Annotated in this window: 21 protein-coding genes, 1 pseudogene and 1 riboswitch; of the genes and pseudogenes, 16 read left to right on the top strand and 6 right to left on the bottom strand. The window is 34.7% G+C overall.

Annotated elements, in window-relative coordinates:
• Positions 1 to 25: 25 nt before the first annotated feature.
• Positions 26 to 928 carry a diacylglycerol/lipid kinase family protein gene (locus tag Q9B79_RS23365; RefSeq protein WP_306188078.1) on the bottom strand — a complete coding sequence of 301 codons (903 nt, stop codon included), beginning with the start codon at positions 926 to 928 and terminating at the stop codon, positions 26 to 28.
• Positions 929 to 1,011: 83 nt separating this feature from the next.
• The gene (hpt, locus tag Q9B79_RS23370) at positions 1,012 to 1,539 is read right to left on the bottom strand and encodes a hypoxanthine phosphoribosyltransferase (RefSeq protein ID WP_306188080.1); all 528 of its coding nucleotides are present in this window, start codon (positions 1,537 to 1,539) and stop codon (positions 1,012 to 1,014) included.
• Between the two features lie 161 nt (positions 1,540 to 1,700).
• Here hpt and Q9B79_RS23375 point away from each other — a divergent pair, with 161 nt between their 5' ends.
• From Q9B79_RS23375 to Q9B79_RS23400, 6 genes are all read left to right on the top strand, one after another.
• On the top strand, positions 1,701 to 1,916 hold the full coding sequence (locus tag Q9B79_RS23375) for a hypothetical protein (protein ID WP_116892343.1): 216 nt from the start codon (positions 1,701 to 1,703) through the stop codon (positions 1,914 to 1,916).
• Positions 1,917 to 2,099: 183 nt separating this feature from the next.
• Entirely contained in the window at positions 2,100 to 2,432 is a 333-nt protein-coding gene (locus tag Q9B79_RS23380; RefSeq protein WP_088082676.1) for a hypothetical protein, read from the top strand.
• A gap of 177 nt (positions 2,433 to 2,609) precedes the next feature.
• Positions 2,610 to 3,056: an LPXTG cell wall anchor domain-containing protein gene (locus Q9B79_RS23385; protein ID WP_306188084.1), complete on the top strand. Its 447-nt coding sequence runs from the start codon at positions 2,610 to 2,612 to the stop codon at positions 3,054 to 3,056.
• A gap of 89 nt (positions 3,057 to 3,145) precedes the next feature.
• Complete coding sequence (locus tag Q9B79_RS23390; protein WP_306188086.1) at positions 3,146 to 3,766, top strand: class D sortase; 621 nt, start codon at positions 3,146 to 3,148, stop codon at positions 3,764 to 3,766.
• Positions 3,767 to 3,805: 39 nt separating this feature from the next.
• Positions 3,806 to 4,495 (top strand): response regulator transcription factor, encoded by a 690-nt coding sequence (locus Q9B79_RS23395; protein WP_306188089.1) that lies wholly within the window; start codon positions 3,806 to 3,808, stop codon positions 4,493 to 4,495.
• Positions 4,492 to 6,342, top strand: coding sequence for a sensor histidine kinase (locus Q9B79_RS23400; RefSeq protein WP_306188091.1), 1,851 nt, complete (start codon positions 4,492 to 4,494; stop codon positions 6,340 to 6,342). The genes Q9B79_RS23395 and Q9B79_RS23400 overlap by 4 nt, the downstream gene beginning before the upstream one ends.
• A 208-nt stretch (positions 6,343 to 6,550) precedes the next feature.
• On the opposite strand, the gene thiT is transcribed toward Q9B79_RS23400, so the two are convergent.
• Positions 6,551 to 7,219, bottom strand: coding sequence for an energy-coupled thiamine transporter ThiT (gene thiT, locus Q9B79_RS23405; RefSeq protein ID WP_306188093.1), 669 nt, complete (start codon positions 7,217 to 7,219; stop codon positions 6,551 to 6,553).
• A gap of 85 nt (positions 7,220 to 7,304) precedes the next feature.
• A riboswitch (TPP riboswitch) is annotated at positions 7,305 to 7,406 on the bottom strand.
• Positions 7,407 to 7,600: 194 nt separating this feature from the next.
• Between thiT and Q9B79_RS23410 the strand changes: the two genes are divergently transcribed.
• The 3 genes from Q9B79_RS23410 to Q9B79_RS23420 are packed head-to-tail and all read left to right on the top strand — an operon-like array spanning position 7,601 to position 9,997.
• Positions 7,601 to 7,828: a FeoA family protein gene (locus tag Q9B79_RS23410; RefSeq protein WP_000060517.1), complete on the top strand. Its 228-nt coding sequence runs from the start codon at positions 7,601 to 7,603 to the stop codon at positions 7,826 to 7,828.
• On the top strand, positions 7,825 to 9,813 hold the full coding sequence (feoB, locus tag Q9B79_RS23415) for a ferrous iron transport protein B (protein WP_306188097.1): 1,989 nt from the start codon (positions 7,825 to 7,827) through the stop codon (positions 9,811 to 9,813). Before Q9B79_RS23410 ends, feoB begins: the two co-directional genes overlap by 4 nt.
• A 16-nt stretch (positions 9,814 to 9,829) precedes the next feature.
• On the top strand, positions 9,830 to 9,997 hold the full coding sequence (locus Q9B79_RS23420; protein WP_140970027.1) for a FeoB-associated Cys-rich membrane protein: 168 nt from the start codon (positions 9,830 to 9,832) through the stop codon (positions 9,995 to 9,997).
• Positions 9,998 to 10,034: 37 nt separating this feature from the next.
• On the opposite strand, the gene Q9B79_RS23425 is transcribed toward Q9B79_RS23420, so the two are convergent.
• A complete protein-coding gene (locus Q9B79_RS23425; RefSeq protein ID WP_000737471.1) occupies positions 10,035 to 10,613 on the bottom strand; it encodes a lipoprotein BA_5634 family protein in 579 nt (192 codons plus the stop codon).
• 402 nt (positions 10,614 to 11,015) lie between these two features.
• Here Q9B79_RS23425 and Q9B79_RS23430 point away from each other — a divergent pair, with 402 nt between their 5' ends.
• From Q9B79_RS23430 to Q9B79_RS23450, 5 genes are all read left to right on the top strand, one after another.
• Positions 11,016 to 11,681, top strand: coding sequence for a PspA/IM30 family protein (locus Q9B79_RS23430; RefSeq protein WP_000110287.1), 666 nt, complete (start codon positions 11,016 to 11,018; stop codon positions 11,679 to 11,681).
• A gap of 81 nt (positions 11,682 to 11,762) precedes the next feature.
• A complete protein-coding gene (locus tag Q9B79_RS23435) occupies positions 11,763 to 12,167 on the top strand; it encodes a DUF350 domain-containing protein (protein WP_306188099.1) in 405 nt (134 codons plus the stop codon).
• A 21-nt stretch (positions 12,168 to 12,188) separates the two neighbouring features.
• Positions 12,189 to 12,695 carry a DUF4178 domain-containing protein gene (locus Q9B79_RS23440; RefSeq protein WP_000051750.1) on the top strand — a complete coding sequence of 169 codons (507 nt, stop codon included), beginning with the start codon at positions 12,189 to 12,191 and terminating at the stop codon, positions 12,693 to 12,695.
• A gap of 12 nt (positions 12,696 to 12,707) precedes the next feature.
• Complete coding sequence (locus tag Q9B79_RS23445; RefSeq protein WP_306188101.1) at positions 12,708 to 13,520, top strand: DUF4247 domain-containing protein; 813 nt, start codon at positions 12,708 to 12,710, stop codon at positions 13,518 to 13,520.
• Between the two features lie 97 nt (positions 13,521 to 13,617).
• Positions 13,618 to 13,836, top strand: a complete 219-nt coding sequence (locus Q9B79_RS23450) for a hypothetical protein (protein WP_000180098.1) — start codon at positions 13,618 to 13,620, stop codon at positions 13,834 to 13,836.
• A gap of 229 nt (positions 13,837 to 14,065) precedes the next feature.
• Here the strand turns inward: Q9B79_RS23450 and Q9B79_RS23455 are convergent, their stop codons facing one another.
• Entirely contained in the window at positions 14,066 to 14,938 is an 873-nt protein-coding gene (locus Q9B79_RS23455) for a YitT family protein (protein WP_263704531.1), read from the bottom strand.
• A gap of 187 nt (positions 14,939 to 15,125) precedes the next feature.
• The gene (locus tag Q9B79_RS23460) at positions 15,126 to 16,160 is read right to left on the bottom strand and encodes a YdcF family protein (protein ID WP_306188105.1); all 1,035 of its coding nucleotides are present in this window, start codon (positions 16,158 to 16,160) and stop codon (positions 15,126 to 15,128) included.
• Between the two features lie 638 nt (positions 16,161 to 16,798).
• Here Q9B79_RS23460 and Q9B79_RS23465 point away from each other — a divergent pair.
• Both Q9B79_RS23465 and Q9B79_RS23470 read left to right on the top strand, forming a co-directional pair.
• A pseudogene (locus Q9B79_RS23465) lies at positions 16,799 to 17,113 on the top strand (excalibur calcium-binding domain-containing protein); the annotation flags it as partial.
• 63 nt (positions 17,114 to 17,176) lie between these two features.
• Complete coding sequence (locus Q9B79_RS23470; RefSeq protein WP_142337531.1) at positions 17,177 to 17,410, top strand: spore germination protein; 234 nt, start codon at positions 17,177 to 17,179, stop codon at positions 17,408 to 17,410.
• The last annotated feature ends 66 nt before the right edge of the window (positions 17,411 to 17,476 follow it).

Consider the following 17,476-nt stretch of genomic DNA (forward strand, 5'->3'; position numbering starts at 1 on the left):
TAACATATTAGCTCGTCTTTTTGCATTACACAACCGCAGGATTATAAATCATTGTAAAGTGCCCTTGTAACAATTCAATATGACAAGGTGTATGAAGCGAGCTTTCTCCATCTGTATCTACTTCTTTTTCTTCTTCTGTTTCAATATGAATGGATTTCGCTTTTACGTGGAAGATGTCATTTTCATTTGAGTCTTCAAATAGTTTCTTTCCGATATAATCTTTAAACGCTTGAATGCCTGTTGATTTGACGACGAAAATATCAAGTGTTCCGTCGTCGCATTTTACGTTCGGGATAAAGGATGGAATCCCACCAAGATATTCACCGTTTCCAACCATAACAAGGACAGCTTCGTCTTCATATACTTGTCCGTCATACGTAATTTTTACTGGGAATGTTTCAGCATTCTTTACAGTTCGAATAGTGCTTAAGTAGTAACCAATTTTTCCAAGCTTTGCTTTCTCTTCGGCATCAATATTGTTTGATACTTCAGATACGAGTCCAATGCCCCAGAAATTTAAGAAGTGTTGGTCATTTGCTTTTGCGACGTCAACTGTTTTTACATGTCCTTGTGTAATAAGCTTTGCTGCTTCTGCGATGTTTTGCGGAACGCCAAGTGTACGAGAGAAGTCGTTGCAAGTGCCACCTGGAATGATTGCAAGTGTAGGTCTAGTTTCAAGAGGTGCTAAGCCATTTGTGCATTCGAATACAGTGCCGTCACCACCAAAGACGATAATTAAATCTACTTTACTAGCAAACTCTTGGCAATATTTTGTTGCATCGCCTTGCTCTTTCGTATGAAGGATATGTAAGTCAGGAAAAGCTGCCGCAAGAGGTGGTACGATTTTCGTTAAGTTCGTATGTAGATCACCTTGTCCTGCTTTCGGATTTACAATGAGGAGTACTTTTTCAAATTTTGTTTTTGTCATTTTATTCTCTCCCTTTGTCTTTTACGAATCGTGATAGAGAATAAACTTCCATCAATGATTGATAGAAGTTTATTCTATTTATATTACTCCGTTACAACTGAAGCGATAAATGGTAAGTTCCGATATTTTTCTGCACAGTCGATACCGTAGCCGACGATAAATTCGTCTGGAATTTGGAAGCCAACATATTCAGCTTGTAAATCCACTTTACGACGCTCAGGTTTATCAAGTAATGTACAGAATTTCAATGCTTTCGGTTTATGCATAAAGAAGTGATCTTTTAGGAAGTGAAGTGTTAAACCAGAATCGATAATGTCTTCTACGACAATTACATTTTTTCCAGTAATATTTACATCGATATCTTTTAATAGTTTTACTTTGCCAGTTGTTTCTGTTTGATTTCCGTAGCTAGATGCAGAAATAAAGTCGATTGTTACTTCGTTTTTAATGTGACGAATTAAATCAGCAGCGAATACGAAAGATCCTTTTAATACAGCGATTACTACGATTTCTTCTCCTTCAAAATCCTGTTCGATTTGAAGTGCTAATTCTTTTACTTTTTCTTGTAATTGTTCTTCAGAAATTAAAGTGTTTTTTATTTCAATATTCATTGGAGTCCTCCTACAGTGTAAAACTTGCGAACATTTCGACTGTATAGGAAAGGAAGGAAAAAGTCAAAGAAGATATAAGTTTTTTACAAAAATACCCACAAAGTAGTCAGATGATATGATATACTAATTATATTAAGAAAACGCTTCCATGAAAGGTGATTATGATGAAAAAGAAAGAGTATACAAGTGCAACATTTATAAAAGCATTACTTTTAACAATTGTTCTTGGTAGTTTGGCTTACATAATTGATGTACCAGCGATTCGGATTTCACTAATTGGAATGACTTTAGTATTAGGCGCAATTTCCCATGGTATGATGTCACAGTTGAAAGAAGCTGGAGTCGATCATATGAAAGATCATATAGATGAGAAATGAGAAACCTTCACATATAGAGAGTGAAGGTTTTTTGTTTCTTACAAAAATGTAAGGTAGTTGTAAGGCAAATCGATAGTTGCATAGTAGTGTTTTGGATAAACTATAGGTGTAAGGTAAAAGGCAAGCATATTTTAGGTAAATTAAGTTTTAGGCACTCTATATGTGAAAAAGGAGTAGGAGGGCATGGAGAAACGTTGGACGACCTTTTCTTTTTTAGCAACTAGCAACACCGTAATGCTAGCTGGCGAGATGGATTTTTTGCACTTGTTTGATCGAGAAGACGATCATTCTTCTTCTAAATTTACAATGAAATGGAATAAATGGAGCGAAAGTTGTAGGTTTGAAGAAGAGGCCCCTAACGAAGAGCAAAAAATTATTTTGACAAACCCTATTAAAGCGTGGGTTGTTCAACGTCGTAAGTGTAACGTCAAAAATCACTTAAAGAAAACTGAGCCGAGACAATTAGTTATCGCTCCGGCCCGTTCTACTTCTACATCACGCGAAAGTAACATGTAAATAATTGAGACACACACCCGAAAAAACATCGTATATATTGCGGTGTTTTTTTATTTTTTATAATGAAATCTTTAAATGAAATATATTTTATCTGCATCTTATATTTATATCTCTTGTTTATTCTAGTGATACATCCGATGCGAAGTGATGTAAAACATATAAAGGGAGAGAAATAAAATGAAAAAGAAACTATTACCGATCTGTGCAATGGCACTTTTAACAGTAGGATATTCTTCAGTAGCAAGTGCCGATACTGGAACAGTAACAAAGGAAGATGCAGCGCAAGTACAACAAGATAAGGCTAAAAAAGAAGAAGCGATTAAGATACAACAAAAGAGTGATGCAGAGAAAAAGCAAGCGGCGCAAGTACAAGAAAAAAGTGATATGGCTAAAAAAGAGGAAGCAATAAAAGCTGAGAAAAAAAGTGAAGAAGAGAAAAAGAGAATAGCACAAGAACAGTTAAAAAATGATATGGCCAAAAAAGAAGTAGCAAAGCCAGTTGTACAAGGTGAAAAATTACCAAACACTGCATCAAATAATGTAGTGATGATGGGCCTAAGTGCATGTCTTGTAGCAATTGGTACATTATTTGGTTTGAATCGTCGTAATAAAGTTAAGGCGTAAATAAAATATTGCCCTATAAAGAATGGGATAATTTCATATATTAAAAATGGTAGGTTATTCCTACCATTTTTGGCATGGAGGGATGAAACATGAAGTTACTCAATTATATCGGTATCATATTGATGGCTATAGGACTATTTATGGGATCATACTATGCTGTGGAATGGTATAAAGGAAAAAGCTCTGCCGGGCAACTAACGAAGGAAGAAATAAAGAGCTTTAACAATATAAAACATGATCAACTTTCATATGAAACACCCGTAACTTCTCAAGTGCCTTCTTCTCAAACAGAGCATAAAGAAGGAGAAAAGGTAGCGATGTTACATATACCGAAAATAAAGAAGAAGTTTTCTGTATATTGGGGAGCGGATGATGCAACATTGAAGAAAGGGGTTGGAATGTTCGTTAGTGATGTAACGACAACGCCATCTGGAGGGGGACATACTGTACTAAGTGGGCATAGGGATACTGTATTTACAGATTTAGGAGATTTGAAAGAAAAAGACACTCTTGTTGTAGAGTATGATAATAAAAGTTACACATATGAAATTCAAAAGACGTGGATTACCCATGCGGATGATCGCACTGTTATTATAAAAAAAGAAGAACCGATATTAACACTGACAACTTGTTACCCATTTAATTATATAGGGAATGCACCAGATAGATATATTATCGAGGCGAGGTTAACTGGCAGTTATTCAAAGTGAAATTATAGTTTCTGAAAGCGAGAGGGGGATATATAAGATATGGCAAAAAATATTTTAATTGTTGAAGATGAAGATATATTACGTGAAATATTAAAAGATTATTTTTTAAGTGAGCAATATGTAGTGTTTGAAGCAAGGGACGGGAAAGAAGCTTTAGTTGTATTTGAGGAAGAAGAGGTTGATTTAGTTATTTTAGATATTATGTTGCCAGAACTCGATGGATGGTCCGTTTGCCGAAGAATTCGTAAAACATCCGAGGTGCCCATTATTATGCTGACGGCACGCGTAGATGAAGATGATACGTTACTTGGTTTTGAACTTGGGGCAGATGATTATGTGACGAAACCGTATAGTCCGCCAATTTTATTAGCAAGGGCGAAAAGATTGTTAGAAAGTAGAAAAGTGACAAAGCAACTTTTAGAGAATGAAGATGATACATTATCAATCCATGGTATCCATGTCCATTTTCCTTCGCGTACTGTTACGGTAGATAAAACAGACATTAATTTAACACATACAGAATTTGAAATATTAGCGTATTTTATGAGAAACCAAGGGATTGTTTTAACAAGAGAGCAACTCATATCAAGAATTTGGGGATATGAATTTGCTGGTGACGATCGAACGGTTAACAGCCATATTCGTAATTTAAGAAATAAATTAGGAGAGAAAGCAAAGTACATTACAACTGTAGTACGAACGGGTTATAAATTTGAGGGAAATGTATGAGAAAAGGGATTGTACTAAAATTATTTATCCTCACAACAGCATTATGTATGTTAATTTTAGCGACGATATTTATTGGACAAACGATATTTTTTAAACAATATTACGCGAATCGAAAAGTGGAAGATATTAAAGTGAATTTAAATTCCTTTGAGAAGAATTATTTAAACTATGCAGGAAATACAGAAGAAATTAAGCGACTGGAGCAAGACTTTTTAAGAGAAAATAATACGTGGATTACGACATTAGATCAGAATGGTAATTTAAAACATACGGATGATTTCTATTTTGAGGTAACGATAGATCGTAGGCAACAAAAGAGCTTTGGACAACAAATATTCAAAATTCCTTTATACAATCTCATCAATATAGAGGAGATTGATAATAAATCATCAAATGCATTTTTAGGACAAGAAATTTATTTTTCTGGCGTGAAAAAAAATGATAGTTATATTCCATTCTCTTTCGCGTTAGGCAAGCAAAATTTAAGCGGATCTAATAAACCGTTAGAAAAAGCGTTTCAGGAGAAAATGAAATTAAATGAGGAGAAAAAGAGAGCAGCCGAGGAACAACTTGCTAAGGAAAAGAAACCAGCTGTTCAGAAAGAATCTGCTCAAGAATTAGATGCTTACATAAGTGGGCGTGTTACGAAAGTTCAGCTTCCTGATGTAACAGGTCCTATAAATCCAATTTATAAAAATAGCATCTTCTTAGATAACATAAAAGAATTTCAAACTAATTTATTATTAAAAGAGAGTAAGCACATACAATATGCAATACAAACAATGGACTATGAAAAAAATGATATTAAATATAAATTATTAATCAAGCCAATAAAAGAAAAAGGTGGATCAGTAACTTATATATATGCGATGGCTTCTTTACAGCCTGTAGATGAAGCCGTACAAATGGTGCAAGATTACTACATTTACATCATTGCATTTGTAGTTGTTCTTATTTTTCTAGCGTCATTCTATTATTCAAAACAAATTGCAAAGCCTTTATTAAAAATAAATGATACGACAAAGAAAATAGCGCATTTAGATTTCACAGAACAAATACCAATTACTTCAAAAGATGAAATTGGTGATTTATCGAAAAATATTAATGTATTATCAAATAAACTACATTCCCATATTGGACAGCTAGAACAAGATATTGAAAAGGAAAGAAAATTAGAAAAGACGCGGAAAGAATTCATTTCTGGTGTTTCGCATGAACTAAAAACACCGCTCAGTATTATGAAAAGCTGTATTTCTATTTTAAAAGATGGAGTAGCTGAGCATAAAAAGGAGTATTATTTTCAAGCGATGGAACGGGAAGTAGATAAAATGGATACATTAATTTTGGATATGCTGGAGTTAGCTAAATTTGAGTCAGGCACATATAAAATGAAAAAGGATCCATTTTATATTGATACAGTAATTGAAGATATATGTGAACACCTTTCTGTAGAAATAGAGAAAAAAGAACTTCGTGTTCATAAAAATATAAGTCCATTTGAAGTAGTCGCCAATCAAGGACGGATTGAACAAGTCATTGTGAACTTCATTACAAATGCCATACGTTACACACCAAATAAAGAAGATATTATTATTTCTACAATAGATGAGAAGGATCGTATAAAAGTGTGTATTGAAAATAAAGGTACTCACATTGAAGAAGAGCAATTAGATAAAATTTGGGATCGTTTTTATCGCGTGGATGTAGCTCGTCAACGTTCGCAAGGTGGGACGGGGCTTGGGCTAGCTATTTCTAAAAATATTTTAGAACTACATGATGCTGAATATGGAGTAAAGAATACAGAAGATGGTGTATTATTTTATTTCTATTTATCGAAAAAAGCGTAGATGATGCATGCTACGCTTTTTTAATTTATTTTCATATTATCTTTACCTAATCTTTATTTTTAAGCGATATAATCTGGTTAGAAAATGAGGTTATGTAAGGAGTCGATGAACCGTGCATAGCAATTGGCTAAGTATAATGGTATTTATTTTCTTTTGCGCATTTATTGTATTTTTAATTGATATTACGATATGAAAAAAAGAGCGCTTATTAAGCGCCCTTTTTGTTTGCATTTATTTGATAAGCATTGATGCTCTTGAATAAGCGTGGTGAAGTAAGAAATAAAAATATAAGTAAAACGGTACATAGAATATAGGAACCAATCATTGTACTACCATTTACGATTAATGAATATAGCACAGCTGATTGACCTTTCGGTGCATATTGTCCCCAGAAAATGATACCGGCAATAAAGTGACAGAAATAGCGAGCAAAGCTACCGATAAATGTAGCAAGGATAATATAAGCAAGGACTTTCTTTCCTTCGTTTTGTTTTGATGAAGGTTTGTCTTTACGGCTACCTAAACTTGATTGTTCTAAGTTATTTTCATTGGACGTTAAAAGTGCTTTTTGAATTGGACGATAGAATAAGCCAGCAAATCCGATAAAAGCAAAGGCAATGAAGTACTCAATGAATGCTTGAATAGGTGTTAAAATGTAAGCATCTCCCACGACAATTTGTAATAGTCCCCAAACTAAACCACCTAAGAAAGCTGATTTAAAGCCCCAGCGGTATGCAATAATAAAAATAGGAATCATAGCGAATGAAATGGAACCGCCTGTTGGAAGTTTAATTGATAATGGTAAAATGTCGATGACCAAGGCGAAGGCTGCAAGAATAGCAGATTCGATCATCGCTTGTAAATTGGTGTTACGCATGTTGTCTCCCCCTAAATCCAAGTTGTACAAAAAAGAATAGATATCATAGGAGGATACGAAATACGTAAATAAAAAGAGGTATGTATTTCGGACGTTTGCACAATCCCTGCGTTAGCATTAACTAACAGGTTCGAAGGGTCGGAACGAAGTGTTCCCTCTCAGCGGCATGGCTCCCCCTGTGATAACGAGATTCTTTATTTGCTACTGTTTATTGTAAGCGAAATGGATGAGAATGGCAAATGAATACAGTATGACAATAATTGAAATAGAATTGTAGCAAAATGTTAATAAATATGAAGTAAAAAGATATAGTCCAAGTGAAATAGAGTATGTTATAATTTTTTTGAAAATAATTATCATTCTCTTCTGAGGGGGAAGTTTATGAGTTTAGTAGATATTAAAATTGGTGAGAAAGTGTTAGTAAAAAGCGTTCATTCTTTAGATCAACTATTAAAGAGAAGACTAGCTGCTTTCGGTCTTGCGGAAGGAAGCGAACTTCGCTTGAAACAGAAAGCGATGTTTAAAGGTCCTTGTACATTGGAGTGTCGTGGACAGTTAATTAGTATTCGTCATTGTGACGCGAAAATGATAAAGGTGGAATTAGCGTGAATAAGGTAGCTTTGCTAGGGAATCCGAATACAGGAAAGACATCGTTATTTAATGCACTTACTGGTTCTTATGAGTATGTAGGAAACTGGAGTGGTGTAACAGTAGAAAAGAAGGTTGGTAAATTAAAAGATAAGAAAGGAACATTAATTGATTTACCAGGCGTTTATGACTTGAATCCAGTTTCACGTGATGAAGGTGTTGTAACAAACTTTCTACTAACAGAAGAATTTCAGCATATGTTAAATATTGTGGATTCCTCGCAGTTTGAACGAAATATGCATTTAACGTTGCAATTACTTGAATTTGGTAAGCCAGTTTCAATTGGTTTAAATATGATTGATGTGGCGAAGCAAAGAGGAATTATAATTGATGTAAAACGATTATCAGAAATATTAGGTGTAACAGTCGTTCCTGTCGTTGCAAGAAGCGGAAAAGGCTGTGAAGAACTACTTGCGACTCTGAAAGAAAATGACAAAAAAGAGAAAAAGCCATTCCTTATTTCATATGGTGTACAAATGGATGAAGGAATCGAAGAGGTAATAGCTCTTTTAGAGACAGCGAATTATAAGCATCCAAGATGGTTAGCTCTTCAATTTTTAAGCAATAACGAAGTAGTAGAAAAAGAAATGGAAGCATTACCAATTTATAAGGAACTTGTAGCCATTCGATCTCGCTTAGAAGGAAAACTTGATTGTACGTTGGAAGAGCACATTTACAAAACTCGTGAAGCGTATATTGAAAAGTTAAAAACAAATGTTATGAAGCATGAGAAAGAAGGGAAAATTCCTTTTTCAGAAAAAATCGATAAATTAATTACACATAAAATTTTAGGACTTCCAATCTTTTTAGCAGTTATGTTTTTTATTTTTCAGGTTACGTTTACGTGGATTGGTACACCATTATCTGATATGTTAGATGAGTTTTTTGGCGGACAGCTTACGGATTGGGTAACGGCAGGGCTTACAAGTGTTGGAGCTTCTGATTTTATTCAAGCACTCGTTACAGAAGGTATTATTGCCGGTGTTGGTGCTGTGTTAGTATTCGTTCCACAAATTTTCGCATTATTCTTTTTCATTTCATTGTTAGAAGATTCAGGGTATATGGCGCGAATTGCAGTTGTTATGGATAGAATTATGGAGTTCTTCGGTTTAAACGGAAAAGCGTTTATTCCGATGATTATCGGTTTTGGATGTAATGTTCCAGGTATTATGGCAGCGAGAACGATTGAACAAGAAAAAGAACGTTTACTTACAGTTCTTGTAACACCGTTTATGTCTTGCTCGGCACGTTTACCTGTATATGCATTATTTGCGGGAGTATTCTTCCCTCAAAGTCAGGCGACTGTTGTGTTTTCTTTATATGTTGCAGGGATTGTCCTTGCGTTATTAGTTACAAAAATTATGTCTCTTACCATTTTAAAAGCGGAAAAGTCTATTTTCGTCATTGAACTACCTCCTTATCGCGTGCCACAAGCAAAAACATTATGGCTGAGCACATGGGAGAAAGGAAAAGGATTTGTTCGTAAAGCAGGTACATTTATCTTCGGTGGTTCTGTTGTCATTTGGCTATTAAATTATGCAGGTCCATCAGGATTTGGTGTTGATATGGGAGACAGTTTCTTAGCAATGATTGGTGGATTTATCGCACCACTATTTGCACCGCTTGGCTTTGGAACGTGGCAAGCTGCAGCATCCCTTTTAACAGGATTTTTAGCGAAGGAAGTTGTCGTTTCTACAATGGCAATTATTTATGCGGTGAAAGAAGATGTGCTTGGAAACGTAATGGGAGCACATTATACAGCATTATCAGCTTATGCATTTATGTTCTTTATTTTATTATATGTTCCGTGTTTAGCGACGGTAGCTGTTATTAAACGTGAAACAGGATCAGCGAAATGGACGATTTTCTCAGTCGTTTATCCACTCGTAGTTGCTTATGTATTAACACTCATTATATACCAAATTGGATCCTTACTCGGATTCTAGAAGGAGATGTATTACGATGGTGGTCAATATTATAATTGGAGCTATCATTTTTGGTTATGCAGCATACACGTTAGTGAATTTTGTAAAGAGAAGTAAAAAAGGAAAATGCGCAGCATGTTCTTTAAATAAGTCATGTCAGTCGCAAACTTGTAGTCCGGATATGGAGCAAATCGCTCATAAATAACAAAAAAGCTTTGCGAATTTCGCAAAGCTTTTTTGTTTTACTTTTTAATTTTTACAAGTTGAGAAGCTTCTACGCCGTTGTAGCCAGGGAATTCTTTACTTGGGTCTTTATCGAATTTTAATACCCCAACAGATTTTTCATCACCTTTTACATTGCTGTAAGTTGCGTCATCAACAATTGCATACATATCTGTATATGCACGGCCACTTCCGATAATTGTATTGCCTTCGTATTTTAATTTTGCCCCATCAAGTGTAGCATTTTCTACTTTTTCTTTAGCAAATAATACACCTTGCTCTGCTGTTACAGCTGGCAATTTATCAAGTGGTTTCGTGTCGTCTTTTTCATCAACCTTGCTAAGTAACTCTTTCTTCACCAGTTCTTCACCAGTTTTCTTATCCATAACAAGAACTTTTTTACCCTCTAATGTTGTCATCTTCATTTTATAGAAGTCTTTTTCTTTCACTTCTTTTTTGTTTTTATCTGTAATTTGTTGAACTTGTTCTTCTGATCCGTACAGTACAAAACCGTTTGCTTTCTCTCCTAATAAAGAACAACCTGATAATGCTCCGAATGAAATTGCTGCTGCTAATCCGATTCCTACTAATTTTTTCATGATGATTTCTCCTTTTATATGTTTTATAGTCAATACATTTTTGTATTAGTTCTGAAATGATGAGAAGCTTGCTCGTTGCTTCTGGTATTAGTGTATAAGAAATATCGCAACGTAACTATCGAGTTAGCTTACAGTAACATTACAATAATGTAATTTAGTGAAAGTGCATAAAAATAAGTTAATTTTGAAGTAGGTTAATGAGAATATATTAGGAATACAATGTTTTATAGGGAATGTCATATTATATTGGCTGTATTTTGGAAATAACATGTAAGGACATATTAGTTTTGCTATAATAAACACATAGGTTGTAAAAATGAATATTCTTTACTGTTAAGGGAGATTTTTCAGTTTTCCAAGTAGTGAATTTGAAATATGAGGTAAGTCATAGGAGGAATTAGAATGTCTGTATTTAAACGATTAAGAGATTTAACAATGTCGAATGTGTATTCATTAATTGAAAAAGCGGAAGATCCAGTTAAGATGACGGATCAATATTTACGCGATATGCAAGCAGATGTACAAGAAGCTGAAAAAAGTGTAGCAGCTCAAATTGCACTTGAGAAGAAGTTTAAAATACTATTTGAAGAGCAAGAAGCACTTGTGAAAAAACGTGAAGAGCAAGCTCATATGGCTGTTCAAGCAAGCAATCTTGACCTTGCGCGTCGTGCTCTTGAAGAAAAACAAAATGCAGAGCAAAAGATGAATGAATATAAAGCAAGCTATGAGCAAAATAAAGCTGCTGCTGATAATCTTCGCCTGAAGTTAGAAGAAATGCGTAAGCAATTAACAGAGCTGAAAAATAAACGTGAAACACTTGTAGCACGTGTAAATGCGGCGAAAGCACAAAAGAATATTAATCAGGCGATGTCTGGATTTGATTCAAACTCAGCAAAAGCTGGTTTAAGCCGTATGGAAGAAAAGGCTCTTCAATTAGAAGCTGAAGCAGAAGCGAGCGGCGAAGTGTACAAGAAAGAAAAGTCATTAGATGATGAATTCGCAAGCTTAAATAAAAATTCTGCTGTTGATGATGAATTAGCTCGTATTATGAAGCAGTATGAGAAATAATATAGAATAGAGACAAATGAACCGACATGTCTAAATAAATTCATGTCGGTTTTCTATTATCATTTAAGAGGAGGTTTTGCAATGACATGGACAAATGTAGTAGCCATGCTTGTATGGACTGGAGCAAGTGCAGTGCTTTTATTTGCAATTATGTGGATTGATTCAATTTTTACTAAATACAATGATTTAAAAGAAATAAAGAATGGGAATACAGCTGTAACAACTCGTTTCGTCATGAAATTATTCGCGCAAGGGTACATTTTATCCCAATCGATAACGAAAGCAAATGATTTATGGCAAGCGCTACTTGCATCAGCAGTTTCTTTCGTTATTTTGTTAGTAGTAGAAATGTTTATTGAGTTTGTGTTAAAGAAAATAGCTGGTTTAGATTTAGAAGAAGGTACGAAAGAAGGCAGTATTGCGCATGCGATGTTAGCCGGATCATTACATATCGTTGGTGCACTTATTTTAGGTGCTTGTTTATAAAGAGAGAAGGAGGGGTAGATCATGAGTTTGTTCAAACGAATTAAAAATATAATGAAGAGTCCAGAGCCGCCAAAACCGGAGAAAAGTTTGTTGACGTTAGCTCCTGGCGACATGATTGAAGTTTCATTAGTTATGTACGAATTGACCGGGAAAACGAGTATGCATTCTCGTAAAGAAATTGTTTTGACACTGCAAGACGGGAAAGATATTCGTTATTTAAAAATTGAAGACCGTGAAAATACGTATTACAAATTATATACACCAATTGATGGTCGCTTAGATTCGATTGATGAAATTCCGACGACAATTGAAATGGATGATACAGAATACCATATGGAAGAGCAATATAACGGGCGTGTTGTTGTGATGGGAAAAACACCATTCTCTGCTTCAGAGGAACAGTATGTATGGGAATTCCAATCAGATAACCGAAAACTATTGCGTATTGAATGGCAAAATGGTCGCACAATGATGTATGAGGGAGAAGCAATTATTCCTGCTGATGTACAAATTATAAGAGCAACGTAAGGGGGCGTAATCATGTCAAACCGATTGTTTACCATGATTAAATCGTTCGTGATCCCTATACTTGCTATCGTTACGTTACTTGTTGTTGCTGGATATGCCTTATCAGGTTGTCAAGGCGGACAGACAAAGTCGATTCAAGACCGTTATCCACTAGAATCTGTCGCAAAAGAAGGTAAACAAGAATCTTACGTGTATAGGGCCGCCAATCGGTCAGTTCCTGAAGTCGCAAAGGAACTCGTGAATGAAAGAGAACCGAAGCAAGCATCTAAAGAAGACGAAAATCAAATGTTCCTCGTTTATTCTGATAAGATTTATAACCTGCAAAAGGATAAAGAGAAACCATCTGATACGTTAATTGAAATAAGCAATAAAGAATTTGTCCGTCAAAATTACCAACCATCCTTCTTACAGGGATATATTATGGGGAGTATTTTAAACGATATATTCGGTTCACGAAAATCATCATACGGTGATTATCGCGGATATAACGATAGACAAAATCATAAACCGGTTATTCCAGAGAGACCGCCTACGAAAGAAGAAAAGAAAACCCCGCCTCCCATTACGAAGGAAGGGAAAGGATCTATCATTAAGCGAGGCGATAATGTAGATTCGAAACCTTCCGTAGGAGATACAGGAAGTATTACGAAAAAAGGAAGTAGTACGCCGCCTTCTACTGGAAGCAAAGGGAAAATAACGAAAAACCCAGGTGGTTCAAGCGGATCAGATGTGAAGCCGAAATCATCTATTAAAACGCCGCCAAGGAATACATCGCCTCCGAAAACGAGGGTCGGTGGTTCAGGAAAGATTACGAAGAGAAGATAGTTAAAGAGACCGAAAAGTGGAATTTACTTTTCGGTCTCTTTGTTATGGAAATTAATTCCTTGTAGCTGGTACAATTCATGTATAAGGAGGGAGTAGTATGACTATGTATAAAAGATTTAGTGTAATTATGTTCCTCGTCTTATTTCTCAGCTTGTTTATTAGCACAACGATGAAATTTCACTTTGTAGTAGGTATTCTATGGATACTATGTACATGTACTCTCTTTCTATATGTTCCACTTCGTTTTCAACAAGAAGTGCCCGCCTTTCAAAAATATGTAGCATGGATTAAGAGCGGGGGAAGGTGGGGGGAGTAAAATGTATCAGCGATTATTGGAATATATCGACCACAACTCAAAATATATCAGCGATTATTGGAATATATCGATCACAACTTAAAATATATCAGCGATTATCGAAGTATATCGACCACAACTCAAAATATATCAGCGATTATTAGAATATATCGACTTACCGACAAAAACTGATAATGGTAAAAGAAGAGGGTGTGCCAACATATTGGCACACCCTCGTTTTTCATAACGATTAATGAATATCACGTTTCTTAAAGTTACCGCCTTTTACTTCTGCCACATCATAAACTGTAATAAAGGCGTGTGGATCGATTTCATTAATAAGTTCTTTCATTTTACTCTCTTCTAAACGGTTAATTACACAAGAAATTTCTTTAAATTTCTCTCTAGAATAACCACCGTATACTTCGTTATATGTTGCACTTCGGCCTAAGCGATCGCGAATGGTTTCTACCATTAATTCAGGCTCTTTTGTAATGATTTTAAATGCTTTCGAACCACTTAAACCAACTTCAACGATATGAATCACTTTCGAAGCAATAAAGTAAGCAATTGCCGAAAGGATAGCTCCTTGAAGGCCGAATACTGTTGATACGAAAATAAATACGAACATGTTTAAGAATAAAATAAGGTCACTCGTTCCAAATGGTAACTTACGAGAAAGCAATACAGCTAGCATATCGATTCCATCTAATGCCCCGCCGTTACGTAATGCTAGTCCCATACCAAAACCGATGATAATACCACCAACAACTGTAACTAATAATGTATCGCCTTCAATAATAGCTGGTATTCCGTGCATGACAACGGTACCTATTGCTAATGAAGCAATACCGATAATGGAATAAATCGCAAAGCTTTTACCGATTTGCTTATATCCTAACCAAACGAAAGGAATGTTAATAACTGCGATTAGAGCTCCTAATGGCAATCCAAATAATCTTGAACTAACGATACTTAAACCAGTTACACCACCGTCTGATACGTTATTTGGAATTAATACTGCTTCTAATCCGTACGCTGTGATAAATGCCCCAATAATAATCATCAAAGCTTTAGAAGCAATTTTTAGCTTATTGGGCTTGTTTTTCATAATTTTCTCCATGTAATTTCCTCGTTTCAAACTAGTTTCTTATTTGTTACGTCATTCACACCTAAATTCCATTTTAACATTTAATTTGAAAAAATTCTCCTTTAATGGATGTATGCAGGGAATATTATGACCATATTAACTTTAAAATATTTTTGAAATGAGTATAAGAAATCCCATCCTTTCAAAGGATGGGATGCTATTAAGAAATGATAAAACTAAGCACGGATAGGAATAAAGCGAATCCTAAAATAACTCCGCAAAACTTCATATGACGTTTACGTCCCATTACGACAATCGCAACATATTCACGAATCATCGCATTAGGCCAGTAATAAAATGCAGTTTTTGATCCGATTCCTTGGCTATTAAGGCCAGCTTGTCTTGCGTATATACCAGCGCGGAAAAGGTGGAAGTTGTTTGTTGTAAAGATACTTCTATACTTACCTTCAGGTTTTAAAGAATCCATAATTTCTTTAGAGAACAACATATTCTGATATGTGTTGACAGAACGATTTTCCTGCACGGTATGTTCAATCGGAATTCCTTTTTCAACAGCATAATTTTGCATTGCTTCTGCTTCAGGAAGGCCTTCATCTGGACCTTGTCCACCAGAGAAAATAATTGTTGGTGGTGTATTCACAGCGGCTTGTTTCCAGTAAAAGTCGATTGCTTTATGAATACGACTTGCAAGTAAAGGTGGTACTTTATCATTAATTAAGCCACTTCCAAGAACGATAATGAAATCTTGATTACGTTTTGGTCTGTTGAATTGATATAGAAAATAAGCGGTTAAGAAGTTAGATAAGTGTATAAAGAAATATACGGTTATAAGAGAAATACCAGCGAAAATAGGCTGGAAATGTGATGAGACCAAACTTGCTGGATTTATAATAGGGAGTAACATAAAGAATAATATCCCTAAAGCAGCAATGAGTGTTAAACAGTTAGTGAAACGTCTGCCTTCTCGTTTCATTAAAATTCTAGCATTTAGAAATAGCCCAAACATTAAAGCAACAACACCGAAAGGAATCATAACGATAAGTGCTAAAATAGGGAGAAGTATAATTGCGTGTAGGGTATTATTACCCGAATGATAGGCTGCAATAATACAAAAAAGCAGGAAAAAACAGAAAAAGGCATTAAATAAAAAGCCATTTATTATTTTTCGTGGGTCTTTTAAATAGGAGATAAGAAAAATAATAAATAATATAAGAGGAATAATTCCAAAATACATAAATATAGTACACCTCAACTTGTATAAGAATTTGACATACCTTTTATATTACATGATTTTATAAGTGAAAATGAAAGAAAAAGGATTTTGAATTTTCTCAATAAAATATATGGATACATATGTTACAATATATTCAAAGCGATATATTAAAAGTAAAATGGTTGAAAAGGCACTCAGTAGAGTGCTTTTTCTTTTTGTATGCAATTATGCATATTATATTTTTTTTCAAATGAAGAGGATTACAATATAAGTGGTAGACAGACTTTATAAAGCAGAATTTAATACAAACATTTCCCTCTACTTTTTGTATCTAACAATCGTATAACAATAAATAATTCTGTTTTATAGTGTCTGTTTTTGAAAGGTGTCTTTTTTGAAGACACCTTTTTGTTATTAGTATAGATAGTTTTCACTGTTAGCATAGTGTAAATTATCTATACTAAACATTAGCAATCTTCCGTATAAATATTATCAATTTACTATATATTCCAGCGGTGTTAACCTACATATGAAAGGCTTTCTTTTTCAAAATATTACCCCTAATAAATTTTTGAAGAAGTCAACTGTCTCCAGACTTGCCATTCATGCTTAGCAAAAAAGAATCCTGCAGGATTCTTTTTTGTGTTCGCCGGAATATGACAAAGTATATTCCGGCTGGAACTGGTGATAGTACATTCGCACCTAAAATACATGTAAGTCGTGAGCAATACGTTCAATTCTTATATAATGCAACGTTACCATTTGAAGAAAGACCAGGAGCAAAACAACCACAACCGAAATCAGAAGTGAAACCTAATCCGAAACGCTTTGCTAACTGTAAAGAAGCAAACGATGCTGGATATTATGATATTACAAGAGACAGCCCGTATTATGGTAAGCATTTAGATCGTGATGGCGATGGAATTGTTTGTGAGAAAAAGAAAAAAGTAAATAAGAAAAAGCACTCAGGCTGAGTGCTTTTTCTTATGGAAACATGCTATTTTTGTAGGCAATTCTCATAAACTAAAAGTAATGAAATGAAAGTAGGTGACAAAATGCCGTCAATTGTAGAAGGTGTTATTATTGAAAACTGTAACGGGACGATTAATTTAGGAGACAAATATAACGTGCAACCGATTGAAAAAACGAAAGCTTATAATGGATCGGGATCATCGAATACAGCAATAAAAGTACACACATTTAATGGCGTTAGTACAGCAGATGTAGGGGATAGCGATGTGAATGATCAGGGAATACAATTTACTTTATAGAGAAATATGTAAAATTGCATAAAATGATGAACTTGTCCTGTGCTACAATCTAGCTGTGAGCTGTTA

This window comes from Bacillus sp. MHSD_36 (genome assembly GCF_030757775.1).
GTDB lineage: Bacteria > Bacillota > Bacilli > Bacillales > Bacillaceae_G > Bacillus_A.